Consider the following 19,402-nt stretch of genomic DNA (forward strand, 5'->3'; position numbering starts at 1 on the left):
CTGTGCTCAACGGAACGGCATGCCGCCCATGCCACCACCCATCATGCCTTTCAAGCCGCGCATCATACCTTTGCCGCCGCCGCGACCGAGCTTGCCCATCATTTTTTCCATCTGCTGGTATTGCTTCATGAGACGGTTGATATCGGCCGGTTGCATACCCGAACCTTTGGCGATGCGTGCACGGCGCGAACCGTTCAATAGATCCGGGTTGCGACGCTCTTTCTTGGTCATCGAATTGATGATCGCAATCATGCGCGGCACTTCCTTCCCGGTGACTTGGCTCTTTACCGAATCGGGGATCTGCCCCATGCCCGGCAACTTGTCCATCAAGCCGGCCAGACCGCCCATGTTTTGCATTTGTTCGAGCTGATCACGCATGTCGTTCAAATCGAACTTCTTGCCCTTCGAGACTTTTTCAGCGAGTTTTTCCGCCTTTTCGCGGTCGACGTTGGCTTCGACCTGCTCGACCAGCGACAACACGTCGCCCATGTCGAGAATCCGGCTTGCCACGCGATCGGGATGGAAGACGTCGAGGCCATCGGGCTTTTCACCGATACCCATGAACTTGATCGGCTTGCCGGTGATGTAGCGCACCGACAACGCGGCACCACCGCGCGCGTCACCGTCGGTTTTGGTCAGCACGACACCCGTCAACGGCAAGGCATCACTGAAGGCCTTGGCGGTGACCGCCGCGTCTTGACCGGTCATCGAATCGACCACGAACAAGGTTTCGACCGGCGTCACTGCGGCATGAAGTGCCTTGATTTCCGCCATCATCTCGGCATCGATGGCCAAGCGACCGGCGGTATCGACAATCAACACATCGGCGAAAGATTTCTTCGCGTCGTCAATGGCCGCACGGACGATGTCCACCGGCTTTTGTGTGGATTCGGACGGGAAGAACAAAGCACCGGTTTGACCGGCCAGTGTTTTCAACTGCTCGATGGCGGCCGGACGATACACGTCGGCACTCACCACCATCACCTTCTTCTTGCGCTTTTCTTTCAGATGCTTGGCAAGTTTGCCGACGGTGGTGGTTTTACCGGCACCCTGCAAACCGGCCATCAAGATCACCGCAGGCGCCGGCACATTCAAATTCAAGTCCGAGGCTTGTGCGCCCATGACATTGGTAAGCTCGTCGCGCACAACCTTGATCAAAGCTTGGCCCGGCGTCAGCGACTTCATCACTTCCTGCCCGACCGCCCGCACTTTGACGCGCTGGATCAGGGCTTGCACAACCGGCAAGGCGACGTCGGCCTCAAGCAAGGCGATCCGCACTTCACGCAGCGCTTCGGTGATGTTGGATTCGGTCAACCGGCCGCGACCGCGAATGCGGTTGATGGTGCCGGACAGGCGTTCGGAAAGGGATTCAAACATGGGGACTACGCGGGTGGGACGCGTCAAAAACGCAATGCGCCAGTATAACGGTGTCGCCGTCTGACGCCCCGTTCATGCGACACTTTGCCGATGATCATGGCCTATCTTTCATTGCTGCTCTATTGCATTGCCACCGGCGTCCTCGGCCGATCGTTGGCGAGACCGGCAGGTGACGGCAATCGTTGGTGGTTGCCCATCGTGATTTTGGCCATGGTCTTCCACGGGGAAATCCATGCGGAAGCTTGGCGCAGCATCCGCGGTGTCGACCTGCGGTTTTATTCGACCCTGTCGTTGACGGCCTTGGGAATTGCTGCGTTGACCACGGCACTGTCGCTGCGCGGCAAATTGGCGGCCGCCGGCATCTTGATGTATCCGCTCGCCGGCTTGCTCGCTTTGCGTTATGCGGCACAAGGCCACGGTCACCCCACGCAAATGGATTGGCAACTGCAATTGCATGCCTGGTGTGCGATTTCGGCCTATGTCACCTTGGCGGTTGCCACACTCATCGCCCTATTGCTGTGGTTCCAAGAGCGCGCGTTGCGGCGTCATCGCGTGCAAACCTGGACGCGCGTCTTGCCGCCGTTGACCGATCTCGAGCGACTGCTTTTCCAAGCCATTTTGGTCGGCTACGTGCTCTTGACCGCCACCTTGGTCACTGGCGTGGTGTTTGTGCATGACCTGTTCGCCCAGCACATCGTCCACAAAACCGTGCTGTCGGTGTTGTCGTGGCTGGTGTTCGGCATTCTGCTGATCGGCCGCTGGCGCTACGGTTGGCGCGGCGCGCGGGCGGTCAGATGGACGCTGGCGGCGATGATCCTGCTCTTGCTCGCTTTCTTCGGCACCCAATTCGTCCGGGAACTTATTCTCAATCGCGTCTGAACCTGAATGGAAGCTTCAGGTGTAAAATTGCCGTCACAATAGTTGCCTTGACAACTATTGCGCAGGCAGCGAGAATTTGCGCCCATGGAATGCCAAGACAACCTTCGAACCTCTTCTATCGGCGTGCTGTTCAAGCAGACGCGTGACGCTATGTGGGCGGCCATGTCGCGTGCTTTGAGCGCCGAGGGGCTGGATTTCACCTTCAGTCAATACATCACGCTGAAGCGCCTTTCCCAAGGCGCGAGCAGTGCCGGTGAGCTCGCGCGTGCTGTGGAAATCCACCCGGGCGCGATGACCCGTTTGCTGGATCAATTGGAAACGCGCGGTTTGGTGCGACGTCTTGCCGATCCGGAAGACCGTCGCGCACTCAAGGTCGAGCTGACCGAGGAAGGCCAGAACGCACGGGCACTCACCGAACGCATCGGCGAACAAATCCGCATGCAGGCGATGGAAGGTTTGAATCTGTCAGAACGCGAAGAGTTGGTGCGTCTGCTTTCCCATGTCAGAAACAATTTGAACAAGGACATTCAATGATTTCGCAAACAACGCGCAAGTTGCTGCCGGCGCTGGCAGCCTTGAGTTTGGCCGCCTGCGCAAGTACCCACGGCATCGCGCCGGAAGGCACGATGCGCAGTGCCGACCGCCTGCATAGTGAGCGCGCACTGGGAAACACCAAGCTTTCTAACGTGGCTTGGCCGGGTGCTTCGTGGTGGAACGGTTTGGGCGATCCCCAACTCGATCGCTTGATCAAAGACGGTTTGGCCGACGCGCCGTCTGTCGCCGCGGCCAATGCGCGCGTGCGCAAAGCCTTTGCACAAGCGGGTTTGGCTGAAGCCGGCATTTACCCGACCCTTGGCGCTTCGGCACAAGAGTCCCACATCCAATTGCCCGAAACCCTGGCACCCGCCCCTATTGGCGGCAAGTTGATGCATTCAACGATTTTGTCGTTGAACTTCAGCTGGGCACCGGACATCTGGGGAGGCAAGCATGCGAAGTACGACGCCGCTATCGGCCAGGCGCGTGCACAGGAAGTGGATGTGCAAGCCGCACGCGCGAGTCTGATTCAAAACATCACGCAAACCTATGTGGGTTTGGATCAAGCCTACGAAATGCGTGATGTTGCCGCGCAGGATGCGAAGCGCAACGCCGGTCTGCGGGTGTTGGCCGCGCAACGTGTGAAAGCCGGCATCGACAACCAGATCGTGTTGTCGCAAATCATTTCCGCCGAAGAAGCCGCACACCAACAACAAAAGGCTGCCGAGCAACAAATCGTGGCGTTGAAGACCACCTTGGCGATGTTGGCCGGTCAAGGCCCGGATTATGGTTTGTCCATTGAACGGCCGAACTTGAACACGCCGGCGATTGCCATTCCGTCGACCTTGCCGAGCGAATTGGTGTCGCGACGTCCGGATGTGGTCGCCGCCCGTTGGCGTGTTGAGGCCGCGAGCCGTGGCATCGACGCGAGCAAAGCCGATTTTTATCCGAGCTTGAATCTTTCGGCGATGCTCGGCGTCGCTGCCGGCAACTTGAAGGATCTGTTCGGTTCAGACGCTTTGTTGGTTTACGGCGGTCCGGCAATCAGCTTGCCGATTCTCGACGGCGGCCGTTTGCGCAATCAGTTGCGCGGTAGCGATGCCGATTTCGATCTCGCCGTGGCGGGCTACGACCAAGCGGTGTTGACCGCCATGCGTGACATTGTCGATGCTGTGCAAACCGCACGCGCATTGGATTCGGAGATCGCCAGTGCGAAAGCATCACGCGCGGCGGCAGACAAGAGTGCGCGCTTGACGCAGCAACGCCGGCAAGCCGGCCTTGCCACGCAGCTCGACGTGCTCAACGCGCAGAAGCCGCTGCTGCAACTCGACCAACAAATCAAACAACTGCAATCGAAACGCATCGACGCCTGGGTTCGACTGAATGTCGCGCTCGGCGGCGGTGTACCGGTGAATGAAGCCGCTGTTTCGACGGCATTCGACAAAAAGAACGACTCCAAGGGCAACCCGCAATGACCAGCGAAAATCCGAGCACCCCGAAGACCGACGTGCCGCCGACCGCGACACCGCTTCCTCCCACCGATCTCAAGCAAACCCCGAACAACAAGAAGCGTCGTCGCGCCCTGTTGATCGTCGCCTTGGTGGTCATCCTCGCCGCGATCGCATGGCTGCTGTATCACTTCATGATCGGCCGCTGGAGCGAAAGCACCGACGATGCTTACGTGCAAGGCGACGTGGTGAGCGTCACTTCGCAAATTCCGGGCACGGTCACACGCATCACCTTGGACGACGGCATGAAAGTCGAAGCCGGCCAACCGGTGGTGAATCTCGACGTCGAAGATGCGCAACTGGCGTTCCGCCAGGCGGAAGCCGCGCTCGGTTCCGCCGTGCGCCAAGTGCGTGGCCTGCGTGCAGCAGCCAACGCCGCCAGCGTCGATATTCGCGCCCGCGAAATTGCCGTTGCCCAAGCCAGCGCTGACGTTGCACGTCGTCGCGGCCTGGTCGCTTCCGGTGCGGTCTCCGCCGAAGAACTGGCACATGCGGAGACGGCACTTGCCGCCGCGCAAGCCGCATTGGCCGCATCACGCGACAACGCTGTGCGCTCGCGCACGCCGATTGATTCCTCCTCGATTCGCGACAATCCGCAGGTGGTTGCCGCCGCCGCGCAGCTTCGTCAGGCCTATCTCGGCGTGCAACGCGCCAGCATCGTCGCGCCGGTCTCAGGCTACGTTGCCAAGCGCACTGTGCAATTGGGGCAACGTATCGCTCCGGGCACGCCGTTGATGGCCATCATTCCGTTGAACGGCGTGTGGGTGGATGCGAACTTCAAGGAAACGCAGTTGAAGAAACTGCGCCTTGGCCAAGGTGTCGAACTCACGTCCGAACTGTACGGCGACGACGTCGTTTTCCACGGCAAGTTGGCCAGCCTCGGCATGGGCACCGGCAGCGCGTTCTCGATCCTGCCGGCACAAAACGCTTCGGGCAACTGGATAAAAATCGTGCAACGTGTCCCGGTGCGCATCCAGCTCGATCCGAAAGAATTGCAGGAACATCCCCTGCGTTTGGGTCTTACCATGAGCGTCAAGGTGAATCTGCATGACAAGGGCAATGGCTTGTTGCCCACCACCACGCCGACGCAAGCGCATGCCACCACATCTGCCTACGATTCGGTCATGGCACGCGCCGATGAAGAAATCGAACGCGTCATCAGCGAAAACATGGGCGGACGTTAATCGTGGCTGGCCCTGCGGAAATCACCCAAGGTGAAGACGCCGCGCGACCGCCCTCTGGTTTGACGGCGCCGGGTTTCGCGCCGCCCAACCGTGCGCTGGCCACCTTGGGTCTGGCACTTGCAAGCTTCATGCAAGTGCTGGACACCACGATCGCTAACGTGTCGTTGCCCTCGATCTCAGGCAATCTCGGCGGTAGCGCAAACCAAGCCACTTGGGTCATTACCTCGTTCGCGGTGAGCAATGCGATCGCCCTGCCCTTGACCGGCTGGTTAACGCGTCGTTTCGGCGAACGCAAGTTGTTCATGTGGTCAACGCTTGCGTTTGTCATCGCCTCCACGTTGTGCGGTTTGTCGGCCAGCATGGGCATGTTGGTGTTCGCGCGTGCGTTGCAAGGCTTTGTTTGCGGACCGATGTATCCGGTCACGCAGGCCTTGTTGCTGTCCATCTACCCACCCCAAAAGCGCGGGCAGGCGATTGCTTTGCTGGCGATGGTGACGGTGGTGGCGCCCATTGCCGGTCCGATTCTCGGCGGCTGGATCACCGACAACTACAGTTGGGAATGGATTTTCTTCATCAACATTCCGATCGGCATTTTCTCCTCTGTCGTGGTCGGCCGCCAATTGAAGGGTCGCCCCGAACGGCTTGAACGCCCGAAAATGGACTACATCGGTCTGGCTTTGTTGGTGCTTGGCGTCGGTGCCCTGCAAATCATGCTCGACCTCGGCAACGACGAGGACTGGTTCCACTCCACCACCATTGTGGCGCTGACGATCATTGCGGCCATTTCGCTAGTTGTTTTCGTGATCTGGGAATTGACCGATGACGATCCGATTGTGAACCTGCGTTTGTTCCGCCACCGCAACTTCGCGGCCGGGACCTTGGCGATGGTCATGGCGTATTCGGCGTTCTTCTCAGTGGGCCTGTTGGTCCCGTTGTGGTTGCAACGGAACCTCGGCTACACCGCGATATGGGCGGGCTTCGCGTCCGCGCCAATTGGCATCCTGCCGGTGCTGTTGACGCCCTTTGTCGGATTGTACGCGGCGCGCTTCGACTTGCGCATCGTGGCGAGCATCGCTTTCGTGGCGATGGCGCTGACGAGTTTCATGCGCTCACATTTCAATCTGGATGTGGACTTCGAACGCGTGGCTCTGGTTCAGCTGTTCCAAGGTTTCGGCGTAGCGCTGTTCTTCATGCCGGTGCTGACGATATTGCTCTCGGATTTGGAACCGAGTGAGATTGCCGCGGGGTCAGGGTTGGCGACCTTTGTTCGAACATTGGGCGGTAGTTTTGCGGCCTCGCTGACCACTTTCCTCTGGACCGAGCGCGGCGCCGTGCATCACGCCCACCTCACCGAAGCCATTGAACGCACCGATCCCAACATGGTGCAAACGGTGACGCAAATCGGCGGCGGTGATTTGCAACGCGGGGCATTCGTCCTGGAACGCATGATCTCGCAACAAGCGATGCAAATCGGATTCAACGAGATCTTCCACGCGCTCGGCATCATCTTTATTTTGGTGATCGGCTTTGTGTGGTTTGCACGTCCGCCGTTCGTGGCGAAAGGCGGTCCGGCAGCGGCGGCTGGCGGGCACTAAGCCACCGCACAAATGTAAAAGCTTGACGTTCGAGGCGCTCTAACCGAGCGCCTCGATCGCATCTGCCAGTCGATCGACCGCAATCACTTCCATGCCTGCCGGCGACGTACGCGGCGCATTGGCACGCGGCACAATCGCGCGCTTGAAGCCATGCGTCGCGGCTTCCTTCAAACGTTCTTCGCCATTGGGCACCGGGCGGATCTCGCCACTCAAACCGACTTCGCCGAAGGCCAAGGTTTTTTCGGGTAGAGGGGTATTCCGCAACGACGATAAGACCGAGAGCAGCACCGGCAAATCAGCCGCCGTTTCCTGAACACGAATGCCGCCGACCACATTGACGAAAACATCCTGATCGCTGGTAAACACACCGCCGTGACGGTGCAACACGGCCAGCAACATCGCCAGGCGGTTGCCTTCCAAACCGACGGCCACGCGGCGCGGGTTCGACAAGGGCGAAGCATCCACCAAGGCTTGCACTTCCACCAACAGCGGGCGGGTACCCTCGCGCGTCACCAAGACGCAACTGCCGGGCTGGCGCGTACTGGTGTGGCTGAGAAAAATCGCCGAAGGGTTGGGCACTTCTTTCAATCCCTTGTCGCCCATGGCGAAAACGCCGAGTTCGTTCACCGCACCGAAGCGATTTTTGAAGGCACGCAAGAGGCGGAAGCGGGAGCCGGAATCGCCTTCGAAATACAAGACGGCGTCCACCATGTGTTCCAACACACGCGGGCCGGCAATGCCGCCCTCTTTGGTCACGTGACCGACAAGAAAAACTGACGTGCCGGTTTCTTTGGCATAGCGAACCAATCGCGCCGCCGACTCACGCACCTGCCCGACCGAACCTGGTGCTGCCGCCAACGTTTCCGTCCACAGCGTTTGAATCGAATCGGCGATGATGAAGCGCGGTTTTTCCTGGATCGCTTGCGCCAGAATGCGCTCAACGCAGGTCTCCGACAGCGCGAACAAACCGTCCAAGGGCACACCCAGCCGCGCGGCGCGACCGGCGATTTGTCCGAGGGATTCCTCACCGGTGACATACAGACCCGGCATTCGCGGCGCCATCAGCGCCATCGATTGCAACAACAGGGTGGATTTGCCGATTCCCGGATCGCCGCCGATGAGCACCACCGCGCCATCGACGAGGCCGCCACCGAGCACACGATCGAACTCGGAAATTCCGGTGCTGACGCGAGACGCTTCGGTGTGCGTCACATCCTTCAGCGCCGTGATTTTCGGCGCATCCATTTTGCCGGCCCAGCTGCCACGACGTGATGCCGTGACTGCCGCCTTCGACTCAAGGGTGATTTCGGTGAGGCTGTTCCATGCACCACAGGCGTCACATTGACCGGCCCATTTCGGACTATCTGCGCCGCATTCGGTACAGACAAATGCGGTCTTGGCTTTCACCTCGGTTTTCTTCATGGGGATCGCTATCAATCCACCAAACGCACGCGCAATTCTTTCGGCAAGGCGAACACCATGGATTCCGGTTCGCCTTCGAGTTCTTTCAGTCCGTTGGCGCCCATGGCTTTCAGGCGCTGCAACACGCCTTGGACCAAGACGTCGGGCGCCGATGCCCCGGCGGTGACGCCGATGCACTGCTTGCCTTGAATCCACTGCGGTTGGATTTCTTCGGCCGCATCAATCAAGTAGGCCTCGACCCCGACGCGTTCCGCCAACTCGCGCAAGCGATTGGAGTTCGAACTGTTGGGTGAACCGACCACCAACACCAGATCACAGGTTTTGGTCAGATCACGAACCGCGTCTTGGCGGTTTTGCGTGGCATAGCAAATGTCATCGTTTCGCGGGCCTTGCATCTGCGGGAAACGCATACGCAACAGCTCGATGATTTCGCGTGTGTCGTCCACTGACAAGGTGGTTTGCGTGGTGTAGGCGACGTTTTCCGGTTGGGCGATGTCGATGGTGCGCGCTTGTTCAACATCTTCCACGAGATAGATGCGACCGCCGCCCTCATTGGCGCGCCACTGCCCCATCGTGCCCTCCACCTCCGGATGGCCTTCGTGTCCGATCAAGATCATGTCGCGACCGGCGCGACAGTGCCGCGCAACTTCCAGATGCACCTTGGTCACCAACGGGCAAGTGGCATCGAACACCTTCAAGCCACGGCGATCGGCTTCTTCACGCACCGCTTTGGACACGCCATGGGCGGAAAAAATCACCGTGCTGCCGTCCGGCACCTCGTCCAATTCTTCGACAAAGACGGCGCCGCGCATGCGCAGATCGTCCACGACGAATTTGTTGTGCACGACCTCGTGACGGACATAGATCGGCGCACCGAGTGTCTCGATCGCACGCTTGACGATTTCGATGGCGCGATCGACACCGGCACAAAAACCGCGGGGATTGGCAAGGACGATATCCATGGCGCTATTGTCTCACTCGCCCTGCTTCTTCGGTGCGAGCACCTGGAACAGGATGACGCCGATCGCCCCGCCGACAATGGCCGCATCGGCAATGTTGAATGCGGGCCAAGTATGGCTACCGATGTACCACTTGATGAAATCGATCACGTGACCGTGTTGAATGCGGTCGATCACGTTGCCGATGGCGCCGCCAATAATCAGGGCGAACGGCAAGGCGGTACGCCAATCGTGACGCGGTGTGCGCGCCAACATATGGATCAAGACGCCGGAAATCACCACGGCCAACGCGCTGAACAACCAAATCTGCCAGCCGCCGCTGTTGGCGAGGAAACTGAATGCCGCGCCCGTGTTGTAGGTGCGGAACCAATTCCAGAAGCCCGGAATCACGACGACATCGGTGTACTCCGGGAGCGCCGCCAAAACCCAACGTTTGCTGGCTTGATCGAGGACGATCACCACCAAGCTCAACACCAGCCAAGGCAATGCATTGCGCGTGACGAACCGCGACATCAGAAGAACCTCCTTGTTTCACCCGCACCGTCGACGTTGTCCACGCAGCGGCCGCAAAGCTCGGGATGCGCCGCATGCGTGCCAACGTCGGATTGTCGATGCCAGCAGCGAATGCATTTCGGTTTGGTGGTTGGGCGTGCGAGCACACCCAAGCCTTTTTCCTGGCCTGCAGTCAGTGTGACGTCACCGCTGATGAAGAGAAAGCGCAGTTCGTCTTGCATCGGCGTCAGCCATTCGCGCACGTCGGACGGTGCCGAAATCTCGATCTCCGCCTCAAGTGCGGCACCGATCTCGCCGGCGGCGCGCATCGGCTCAAGCGTTTTGTAAACCTGCTCGCGCATCGCCATCAATGCATCGAACTCCGCGGCATTGACGGTGTCGCCGTCCATAAAAGCGTCGAGGGCCGCGTGGCGCGTCGAGAACATGACGTTGTCGACTTTCTCACCCGGCAGGAACTGCCACATCTCATCGCCGGTGAAAGCGAGGATGGGTGTGATCCAGCGCACGAAGGCTTGCGCGATATGCCACATGGCGGTTTGCGCACTGCGTCGGGCCGGCGAATTTTCCTGCAGGGTGTAGAGGCGATCCTTGGTGACATCCAAATACATGGCACCGAGTTCGACACTGCAGTAATTCATCAGCAACTGCACGACGTCGGAGAAATCGTAGTTGGCGTAAGCGGCTTCGATCTTGCTTTGCACTTCCGCGCTGCGCTGCAGGATGTAACGATCCAACGCCACCATCTCGGCGGCCGGCACGGCATGTTGTGCAGGATCGAATCCATCCAGATTGCCGAGCAGGAAGCGTGCGGTGTTGCGGATGCGGCGATAGGCATCGGCGGTACGTTTCAAGATCTCTTTCGACAACGACATTTCGTTGCTGTAGTCGGCGGAGGCCACCCACAAACGCAGAATGTCCGTGCCCAGCGTCTTGATGATTTCCTGGGGCTCGATACCGTTGCCGAGCGACTTCGACATCTTGCGTCCCTGCTCGTCCACGGTGAAGCCGTGGGTCAGGCATTGCTTGTAGGGCGCCTGTTTGTCGATGGCGACCGAGGTCAACAAGGACGATTGGAACCAACCGCGATGTTGGTCGGAACCTTCCAAATACAAATCGACCGGCAAGTCGTAGCCACGCGCCTTGATCACACATTGATGGCTGACACCGGAGTCGAACCAGACATCGAGGATGTCGGTGATCTTTTCGTAGTGAACCGCGTCATCGCCCAGCAATTCCGCTGCGTCCAGTTCGTACCAGACATCGACGCCTTCGGCCTCGACACGCTGCGCCACCTTTTCCATGAGCGCGACCGTGTCCGGATGCGGCTCACCGGTTTCGCGATGGACAAACAACGCGATCGGCACACCCCAGGTGCGCTGACGTGAAATGGTCCAATCCGGGCGACCTTCCACCATGCCGGTGATACGTTGTTCGCCCCAAGCCGGATACCAATGCACGCCCGGGATCGCGGCCAAGGCGTCCTTGCGCAAGCCGCCCTTTTCCATCGAGATGAACCACTGCGGGGTGGCACGGAACACCACGGGTTTTTTATGACGCCAACAGTTCGGATAACTGTGGGTGAGCTTGGCAGCGGCAAGCAACGTCCCATTGGTTTTGAGCGCGTCGATGATGCCGTCTTGGGCTTTCCAGATGTGTTGTCCGGCCAAGGCGAAATCCCCTGCCGGACGCGTGCTCGGCAAATACACGCCGCGACCGTCCACCGGGTTCAACTCCGCGGCACTGTATTGCTTCACCAACCCATTGGCTTGTGAGACTTGGAAATCTTCCTGACCATGTCCCGGGGCCGTGTGCACCGCACCGGTACCGTCTTCGTCGGTGACGTGATCGCCAATCAGAATCGGCAGCACGCGATCGACGTAGAACGGATGCAGCAGTTCCATGCCGCGCAGACGCTCGCCCGGCACTTGGCCAAGGAACACCGGCGATTCGATGCCATAACGTTGCAAGGCACGTTCTGCGAGCTTGGTCGCCACGACCAACCAGCGCGGGCTGCCATTGCGCGCAGGACCTTCGACGAGGCTGTATTCCACCTCACCGGCAAGCGACACGGCCAACGAAGCCGGCAAGGTCCACGGCGTGGTGGTCCAAATCGGTACGGCGATTTCGGTGCCGGCCGGCAACGCGACGCCGAAGGCTTCGGCAATGTTCGCCGGGTCGCGCGCGGGATAGGCGACATCGATGGCCGGCGATTCCTTGTCGGCGTATTCGATTTCCGCTTCCGCCAACGCCGAACCGCAATCGAAGCACCAATAGACCGGCTTCACACCACGATCGAGATGGCCGTTTTCAACGACCTTCGCGAGCGCGCGGATTTCATCGGCTTCGTATTTGAAATCCAAGGTGGCGTAACGGTTTTCCCAATCGCCCAGAATCCCGAGGCGTTTGAAGTCCGTGCGCTGCACGTCGATTTGACTCGCGGCGTACTCGCGACATTTCTGCCTAAACGCTTTCGCATCCAACTTGTCGCCGACCTTGCCGAATTTTTTCTCGATGGCAATTTCGATCGGCAGGCCATGGCAATCCCAACCGGGAATGTATGGCGCATCAAATCCGGCCAAGGTGCGCGAGCGCACGATGACGTCTTTCAAAATCTTATTGACCGCATGACCCAAGTGGATTTGGCCATTCGCGTACGGCGGACCGTCATGCAGCATGAAGGTCGGACGCCCTTTCGAATGCCGACGGATTTGCGCGTACAAATCTTCCGAATCCCAGCGGGCAAACAATGCCGGTTCACGACTCGGCAGATCGCCACGCATCGGGAACGCGGTCTCCGGCAGGTGGATCGTGTCTTTGTACTTGCGGTTGTCGGTGTCTTGCTCGGTCACGCGTTTGCTCTGTTGTTTTTTAGTGAGTTGGACCCGGGATGTACGCCGAGAATGGCACGTGCTTGCGCGTCGTCAATGCGCATTTGCAGGACGAGATCGTCCAGCGACTGAAAACGTTGTTCGTCGCGCAACTTTTCCACAAACTCAACCGCCAAATGGCGGCCATAGAGGTCGCCATCGAAGTCGAAAATATGGGCTTCAAGTAACGGTTCGACGCCGTCCACCGTCGGACGTGTGCCGAAGCTGGCGACGGCCGCGCGCGGACCGGATTCAATGCCATGAACGCGCACCGCGAAAATGCCCTGCAAGGCCGGACGGTAATGACCGTAGCGGATGTTGGCGGTGGGATAGCCGAGCGTGCGACCCAATTGCCGCCCGCGCACGACGCGACCGCTGATGGCGTAAGGACGTCCCAACAAATGTTCGACCTGATCGAAGTTGCCGGCGGCCAATGCGGCGCGGATGCCGGTACTTGACACGCGTACATCACCGACCTCGACGCCCTCGATTTCGCAGGCACGGAAACCTTTGTCGAGACCTCGATCGCGCAGCAACCGGATGTCGCCGCTACGACGATGGCCGAAACGGAATTCCGGCCCGACCCACACGGCGTTGGCGCGCAGGCGTTTGATCAAGACTTCATCGATGAACGCTTCCGCAGACATCTGCGTCATGGCGGCGTTGAAGCGCAACAGACCCACGGCGTCCGCGCCCAACTGGCGCAGACCGGTGACTTTGTCGCGCGGCAGCATAAGACGTTGCGGTTTTTCCTCACCGGCAAAAAATTCGCGTGGCAAAGGTTCGAAAGACACCGCCACAGCGGGCAAATCGTGCGCGTGCGCGTCCGCCACAGCTTGGCGCACCAATGCTTGATGGCCTCGGTGGAGCCCATCAAATGCACCCATACACACCACGCTGCCCTGCGGGAACAACGTCCCGCCAACAGGGTCGCGAAACACTCGATTCATAGACTTCACATTATACGGATGCGCCCGGCGGCCTCGTTCAGTGTTCGCGGAAATCGCGGAGGCGGAAACCCAAGGCGTACATCGCGCCAAAATAGGTGGCGGCACCGCCGCCGACCAAACCCAACAGCCAAACCATGCGTGTCCACAGTCCGGCTTTCGGGAAGTCTGGACCGAAGTACTGGCCGACCAACAAGAACAGGGCCATCGCGACGTTGGCAATTAATAGGCGTTTGACGAATCGGGCCCAACCGGGTTGGGCATCGTAAACACCGGCTTTTTTCAACCACCAGCACAGCAGCGCCAAGTTCAAGTAGCTGGACAAGGCGCTGGCGATACCGAGCGCGAAATGGAAGCCGGGCAGATTGGCAAAGGTCGCCATGATGCCGCCCGTTTTTGCCGACTCGGGCGCCCAGACGACATACAGCAGCGCCAGCAAGGCCACGTTGAACACCATGTTGGCGACCAAAGCGACGAGTCCGGCGCGCATCGGTGTGCGGGTGTCCTGTCGTGCATAGAACGCTGGCAGCACGGTTTTCACCAGTGCGAACGCGGGCAGACCAAAGCTCAAGCCGAACACCGACAACGCGGTCATACGCGCGGCAGCTTCATCGAATTTGTTGTGCTGGAACACCGTTGAGACCAGCGGCAGCGACAAGAGCATCAAGCCCAACATCGCCGGCAGAATGATGATAAGTGTGCTGCGCAGGCCCCAGTCGAGCGATTTTGAAAACGCATGCCGGTCGGCGTTGACGTGGTGTCGTGACAGCGCCGGCAAAATCACCGTGCCCAGTGCAATACCGAACACCCCGAGCGGGAGCTCCAAAAACCGGTCCGCCGTGGACAGCCAGCTTTGCGAACCCGAGGCCAATTTCGCGGCAATGAAGGTGTCGAACAAGAGATTGATTTGCGCAACGGACGATCCGACCAACGTCGGTACCATCAGTGTCATGACCCGCTTGACGTCGGGATGGGTGAAACCGATTTTCGGAATCGCCAACAAATCCAATTTCGCCAATGCGGGGAATTGGAACAGCAACTGCAAAATGCCGCCCGCCATCACCGCCCAACCCAAGGCGAGAATCTGCGGGTCGGTATAGCGCTTGCCCCAAAGCGCGGCGGCAATCATGCAGAGATTGAGAATGACCGGTGCAAATGCCGGCAAGCCGAATCGCTGGTAGCTGTTCAGCGCACCGGCGGCCAGTGCCGTGAGCGAGACGAACAGCAGGAAGGGAAAAGTCAGGTAAAGCAGCTGAGTGATGAGCGCCACTTGCCCCGGCACCGGCTGCTCGGTATTGGAAAACAAGGTGGCGAGCCAGGGCGCGCACAGCATGCCGAGCGCGGTGACGATCATGAGGACCGCGCTCAGGGTGCCGGCGGTTCTGGCCACGAGTTCCTTGAGATCGGCGTGGGTGCGTTTTTCCTTGATTTCCGTGAAAACGGGGACGAACGCCGTCGAAAATGAGCCTTCCGCGAACAAGCGCCGCATAAAATTGGGGATCCGGAACGCCACCCAGAAGGCATCGGTGACGGCATTGGCACCGAACTGGGTATTGACCGCGATATCGCGCAACAGGCCGAATACCCGACTGATCAGGGTCATGCTTCCGAAGGCGGCAATACCGCGTGCCATGCTGCGGTGGCCGGACTTCGGTGCGGGGGTGGAGCTTGGGTTCATTCGGCGGGGTCCTGGTTGACGCACGGTGTATTCTCAGCCATAATTTCCGGTCTCGCCTAGGGCGAGTTCTTCCTCAATCCGATTTTTCAGGTTTACTCGTGGCCAATATCAAGTCTGCCAAGAAGCGCGCTAAGCAAACCATTGTGCGCAATGCCCGCAATAACAGCCAGCGTTCGATGCTGCGCACGTCGGTCAAGAAGGTGCTGAAGGCACTTCAAGACAATGACGCGCAAGGTGCTACCGAAGCCCTCGCCGCTGCTACCCCGATTCTCGATCGTTTCGCCTCGCGCGGTCTGATCCACAAGAACAAGGCTGCTCGCCATAAGAGCCGCCTCAATGCACGTATCCGTGCGTTGAAAGCCGCTTAAGAAAGACAACGGATTGGAAGAATAAGAAACCCGGGGGAACCCGGGTTTTTTATTGCCCCAAAAATGGGGTCAGATGAAATTTTCTTGAAAATTTCATCTGACCCCATTTTTAAAAGTCACTCTGACTCCCTTTTTTCGCGGGCCTGTTCGTCGAGGAATGCTTGGACATGCAGCATGACGTTGCGGGTGCCTTCGTGCGCGAGGCCGGAGATCACGAACCACGGACCTTTCCAATCCAGGGTTTCGGTAATGCGCTTCGCGAGTGCATCGGCATCTTCTTTCGGCAGCAAATCGGCTTTGTTCAACAGCAACCAGCGCGGTTTCTCCATCAGACCGGCGTCGAACTTGGCCAATTCGCGCTCGATCGCGCGGACCTGCTCAACCGCATCACTGCCATCCAACGGCTCGATCTCGACCAAGTGCAACAGCAGCCCGGTGCGCTGGATATGGCGCAGGAACAGCGCGCCCAGACCGGCGCCGTCGGCAGCCCCTTCAATCAGACCCGGAATATCGGCAATCACGAAGCTGCGGTGCGGTTCGACGCTCACCACCCCGAGGTTGGGATACAACGTGGTGAACGGATAGTCGGCCACTTTCGGCGTGGCCGCAGAGACAGCGCGAATCAACGTGGATTTGCCGGCATTTGGGAAGCCGAGCAGCCCCACATCGGCGAGCAACTTGAGTTCCATGCGCAAATCGCGCGCCTCGCCCTGCTCGCCCGGCGTGCTTTGCCGCGGCGACCGGTTGATCGAGCTCTTAAAGTGCATGTTGCCGAGGCCGCCCTTGCCGCCGCGCGCAACCAACAGCTTGTCGCCGTGCTTGGTCAGGTCGCCGATCACTTCGTCGGTGGCGACGTTGGTGATGACCGTTCCGACGGGGACGACAATGATCTTGTCTTCGCCCGCTTTGCCGTACATCTGCCGACCCATGCCGTTTTCGCCGCGTTGCGCGCGGAAAATGCGCTCGTGGCGGAAGTCGACCAAGGTATTGAGGTTCTCGTCGGCGACGATCCAGACGCTGCCGCCATTGCCACCGTCGCCGCCATCGGGGCCGCCTAGGGGAATGAACTTCTCGCGACGAAAACCGACGCAACCATTGCCGCCGTTACCGGCTTCGACTGTGATTTCTGCTTCGTCGACGAGTTTCATGGCACAACCTTAAATCAAATATTGAAATGTTGAAAATGAAAAACCCCGCCGAAGCGGGGCTTTTCTTGAAGCGATCACGCTCTCGGCTTATTCGCCGGCGACGACGCTCACCGTGCGACGCTTTTTGGCGCCCTTCACGGAGAACTCGACCTTGCCGTCGACCAGCGCGAACAAGGTGTGGTCACGGCCGAGGCCCACGCCGGTACCGGGGTGGAACTGGGTGCCGCGTTGGCGAACGATGATGTTGCCGGCTTCAATGGCTTGACCGCCGTACATCTTGACGCCGAGGTATTTCGGGTTGGAATCGCGGCCGTTGCGCGAGGAGCCTACGCCCTTCTTATGTGCCATGAGGTTATCTCCTTACTTCTTGCCGCCGGCAATGCCGGTGATTTCGATTTCGGTGTAATGCTGACGGTGACCCATCTGCTTCATGTGGTGCTTGCGGCGACGGAACTTCACGATGCGCACCTTGTCGGCACGGCCGTGGCCGACGACCTTGGCGGAAACGGTGGCGCCCTTCAGCGCATCACCCAACTTCACGCCATCGCTGTCACCCAGCATCAGGATCTGGTCGAACGTGACGTCCTTGCCAGCTTCGAGGTCGAGTTTCTCGACGCGCAGGGTTTCGCCCTGCATCACGCGGTATTGCTTACCGCCGGTTACTACAACTGCGTACATGACCAAGCTTCCTTTGTCGTTATTGTGGTCCAGCGCACTCGTGGCGCACTGAACCCGAGAGTATAGCAGCGCTGCAGCGCGCGCCGCAAGATCAAAAGCCTGTGAAATCCGGCGGTTGCAAGGGAATTCCTCACCATGCGTTCACGGATGTCGCAAAGAATAGCCTACCGACACACGGCAACACCCCCCATTGCCCAGGAGAACCGCTATGTTTGACGCCATACTGCAGGACATCTCGAGCCGCTTCGGCATCAGTATTGATCGGGCGAAGCAGCTGCTTGGCATGCTTATCGCCTTGATTTTCAACGAAAAACGGGGCGGCGCCGCCGGCTTCGTCGATCTCTTCCGCAGTCGTGGCCTCGGCGATGCCGTGAGCTCCTGGATCGGCTCCGGTCCCAACCAACCGATTTCCGCCACCCAACTCGAATCCGCCTTGGGTAGCGATCTGATCGGCAGCATTGCCAGCCGCGCCGGCGTGGATCACCACATTGCAGGCTCGGCCCTGGCCGCGATGTTGCCGGATGTTTTCCACAATCTGACCGAAAACGGCCAGGTGCCGACTGGTGCCAGCATTCCCGATCGACTGCTGGGGTACGTCGACAGCGTCGGCGACTTTATGAAGGATCTTGGTGCCGGGGTGCTCGGCCTCGGTGCCGCCGCCGTCGGTGGTGTGGCTCACGCGGCGGACAAGGTCGGCGATACCTTGGGCGACGCCGGTCGCGCCACCGCCCGTGTGGCCGACCGCGCCATGGACAACACAGTGGACGCCGCCCGCGATATCGCCAAGGGCACGGGTTCGGGCATCGGCAAACTGCTGCCGTGGATCTTGCTTGCCGGTATCGTTTTGCTCGGCTTGTTCGCATTGAACCAATGCAAAAAGGCACCCGCGCCGACGGTACCCACTGAAGCCGCACCGGTTGCCGAAGCACCCGCGCCTGCCGCCGCGACGGCCAACCCGAAATTCGGCTTCAACAACACCGATGGCGTGGTCAACATCAACGGCACTTTGGCCAGCGACGCCGAAAAGACCAGCCTGCTCGACAAGCTGAAGGCGGTCTTCGGTGCTGACAACGTCAAAGGCGACATCACTGTGGATGCTGCGACCGCGCCGGCCGGATGGCTCGACAAGTTGGTCGCGATTCTGCCGGACTTCAAGGCCAAAGGTTTGAAGTTCGACTTCGACGGCAACATGCTGAAGTTCGATACCTCGGCCATGCCTGATGCTGACCGCAATGCCTTGATGGAAAAATTGAACGGCGCGTTTGACGGCGTCACCATCACCGGTCTCGATAAAGGCGCCGATGCCTTGGCCGCTTTGAAAGACGGCTTCAGCGCCGATGATCTGGTCAAAGCCTTGAGCATGATGAACATCCAGTTCAAGACCGGTTCGGCCGATATTTCCGCCGCCAGCATGGTGTTGGTCAAGAATGCCGCTGAATACATCAAGAAAGCCCCGGCCGGCACCAAGATTGAAGTCGGCGGACATACCGACAACGTCGGCAACGCAGACGCAAACATGAAGCTCTCGGATGCGCGCGCCAATTCGGTGATGGCCAAGCTGAAGGAGTTCGGCGTCGCCGACGGCGTGTTGACCGCGAAGGGCTACGGCGACACCAAGCCGGTGGCCGACAACGCCACCGATGCCGGCAAGGCCCAAAACCGCCGTATCGAGTACACGATTGCGCAGTAACGCTTTCCCTGCACGGATGCGGGATCGGAAGGGCGCTTCGGCGCCCTTTCTTTTT

Annotated in this window: 17 protein-coding genes; 7 read left to right on the forward strand and 10 right to left on the reverse strand. The window is 59.5% G+C overall.

Going from position 1 to position 19,402, the window contains the following annotated elements:
* Positions 1 to 6: 6 nt before the first annotated feature.
* The gene (gene ffh / locus H8L67_RS07455; RefSeq protein ID WP_220379220.1) at positions 7 to 1,377 is read right to left on the reverse strand and encodes a signal recognition particle protein; all 1,371 of its coding nucleotides are present in this window, start codon (positions 1,375 to 1,377) and stop codon (positions 7 to 9) included.
* 90 nt (positions 1,378 to 1,467) lie between these two features.
* On the opposite strand from ffh, the gene H8L67_RS07460 reads away from it, so the two are divergent.
* The 5 genes from H8L67_RS07460 (at position 1,468) to H8L67_RS07480 (ending at position 7,077) form a co-directional block, all read left to right on the forward strand.
* Positions 1,468 to 2,256: a cytochrome C assembly family protein gene (locus H8L67_RS07460; protein WP_220379221.1), complete on the forward strand. Its 789-nt coding sequence runs from the start codon at positions 1,468 to 1,470 to the stop codon at positions 2,254 to 2,256.
* An 84-nt stretch (positions 2,257 to 2,340) separates the two neighbouring features.
* On the forward strand, positions 2,341 to 2,790 hold the full coding sequence (locus tag H8L67_RS07465) for a MarR family winged helix-turn-helix transcriptional regulator (protein WP_220379222.1): 450 nt from the start codon (positions 2,341 to 2,343) through the stop codon (positions 2,788 to 2,790).
* Positions 2,787 to 4,265: an efflux transporter outer membrane subunit gene (locus tag H8L67_RS07470; RefSeq protein WP_220379223.1), complete on the forward strand. Its 1,479-nt coding sequence runs from the start codon at positions 2,787 to 2,789 to the stop codon at positions 4,263 to 4,265. Before H8L67_RS07465 ends, H8L67_RS07470 begins: the two co-directional genes overlap by 4 nt.
* Positions 4,262 to 5,482, forward strand: coding sequence for an HlyD family secretion protein (locus H8L67_RS07475; protein WP_220379224.1), 1,221 nt, complete (start codon positions 4,262 to 4,264; stop codon positions 5,480 to 5,482). The genes H8L67_RS07470 and H8L67_RS07475 overlap by 4 nt, the downstream gene beginning before the upstream one ends.
* Before the next feature lie 20 nt (positions 5,483 to 5,502).
* Positions 5,503 to 7,077: a DHA2 family efflux MFS transporter permease subunit gene (locus H8L67_RS07480; protein WP_220380777.1), complete on the forward strand. Its 1,575-nt coding sequence runs from the start codon at positions 5,503 to 5,505 to the stop codon at positions 7,075 to 7,077.
* Positions 7,078 to 7,116: 39 nt separating this feature from the next.
* On the opposite strand, the gene radA is transcribed toward H8L67_RS07480, so the two are convergent.
* The 6 genes from radA to murJ form a co-directional block, all read right to left on the reverse strand.
* A complete protein-coding gene (gene radA / locus H8L67_RS07485; RefSeq protein ID WP_220379225.1) occupies positions 7,117 to 8,499 on the reverse strand; it encodes a DNA repair protein RadA in 1,383 nt (460 codons plus the stop codon).
* Between the two features lie 11 nt (positions 8,500 to 8,510).
* The gene (ispH, locus tag H8L67_RS07490) at positions 8,511 to 9,461 is read right to left on the reverse strand and encodes a 4-hydroxy-3-methylbut-2-enyl diphosphate reductase (RefSeq protein ID WP_220379226.1); all 951 of its coding nucleotides are present in this window, start codon (positions 9,459 to 9,461) and stop codon (positions 8,511 to 8,513) included.
* A gap of 12 nt (positions 9,462 to 9,473) precedes the next feature.
* Complete coding sequence (lspA, locus tag H8L67_RS07495) at positions 9,474 to 9,971, reverse strand: signal peptidase II (RefSeq protein ID WP_220379227.1); 498 nt, start codon at positions 9,969 to 9,971, stop codon at positions 9,474 to 9,476.
* Positions 9,971 to 12,751 carry an isoleucine--tRNA ligase gene (gene ileS, locus H8L67_RS07500; RefSeq protein ID WP_220380778.1) on the reverse strand — a complete coding sequence of 927 codons (2,781 nt, stop codon included), beginning with the start codon at positions 12,749 to 12,751 and terminating at the stop codon, positions 9,971 to 9,973. Before ileS ends, lspA begins: the two co-directional genes overlap by 1 nt.
* 65 nt (positions 12,752 to 12,816) lie before the next feature.
* Entirely contained in the window at positions 12,817 to 13,788 is a 972-nt protein-coding gene (locus tag H8L67_RS07505; protein WP_220379228.1) for a bifunctional riboflavin kinase/FAD synthetase, read from the reverse strand.
* A 37-nt stretch (positions 13,789 to 13,825) separates the two neighbouring features.
* Positions 13,826 to 15,418 carry a murein biosynthesis integral membrane protein MurJ gene (gene murJ / locus H8L67_RS07510; RefSeq protein WP_220380779.1) on the reverse strand — a complete coding sequence of 531 codons (1,593 nt, stop codon included), beginning with the start codon at positions 15,416 to 15,418 and terminating at the stop codon, positions 13,826 to 13,828.
* A 143-nt stretch (positions 15,419 to 15,561) separates the two neighbouring features.
* On the opposite strand from murJ, the gene rpsT reads away from it, so the two are divergent.
* The gene (gene rpsT / locus H8L67_RS07515) at positions 15,562 to 15,831 is read left to right on the forward strand and encodes a 30S ribosomal protein S20 (RefSeq protein ID WP_166293226.1); all 270 of its coding nucleotides are present in this window, start codon (positions 15,562 to 15,564) and stop codon (positions 15,829 to 15,831) included.
* A gap of 116 nt (positions 15,832 to 15,947) precedes the next feature.
* On the opposite strand, the gene cgtA is transcribed toward rpsT, so the two are convergent.
* The 3 genes from cgtA to rplU all read right to left on the reverse strand — a co-directional run bounded on the left by cgtA (position 15,948) and on the right by rplU (position 17,657).
* A complete protein-coding gene (gene cgtA, locus H8L67_RS07520; RefSeq protein WP_220379229.1) occupies positions 15,948 to 16,979 on the reverse strand; it encodes an Obg family GTPase CgtA in 1,032 nt (343 codons plus the stop codon).
* A gap of 87 nt (positions 16,980 to 17,066) precedes the next feature.
* Positions 17,067 to 17,327 carry a 50S ribosomal protein L27 gene (gene rpmA, locus H8L67_RS07525; protein WP_220379230.1) on the reverse strand — a complete coding sequence of 87 codons (261 nt, stop codon included), beginning with the start codon at positions 17,325 to 17,327 and terminating at the stop codon, positions 17,067 to 17,069.
* A 12-nt stretch (positions 17,328 to 17,339) separates the two neighbouring features.
* Positions 17,340 to 17,657: a 50S ribosomal protein L21 gene (rplU, locus tag H8L67_RS07530; protein WP_220379231.1), complete on the reverse strand. Its 318-nt coding sequence runs from the start codon at positions 17,655 to 17,657 to the stop codon at positions 17,340 to 17,342.
* A 208-nt stretch (positions 17,658 to 17,865) separates the two neighbouring features.
* Between rplU and H8L67_RS07535 the strand changes: the two genes are divergently transcribed.
* The gene (locus H8L67_RS07535) at positions 17,866 to 19,347 is read left to right on the forward strand and encodes an OmpA family protein (protein ID WP_220379232.1); all 1,482 of its coding nucleotides are present in this window, start codon (positions 17,866 to 17,868) and stop codon (positions 19,345 to 19,347) included.
* The last annotated feature ends 55 nt before the right edge of the window (positions 19,348 to 19,402 follow it).

It is taken from the genome of Lysobacter soyae, assembly GCF_019551435.1.
Classification (GTDB): domain Bacteria; phylum Pseudomonadota; class Gammaproteobacteria; order Xanthomonadales; family Xanthomonadaceae; genus Solilutibacter; species Solilutibacter soyae.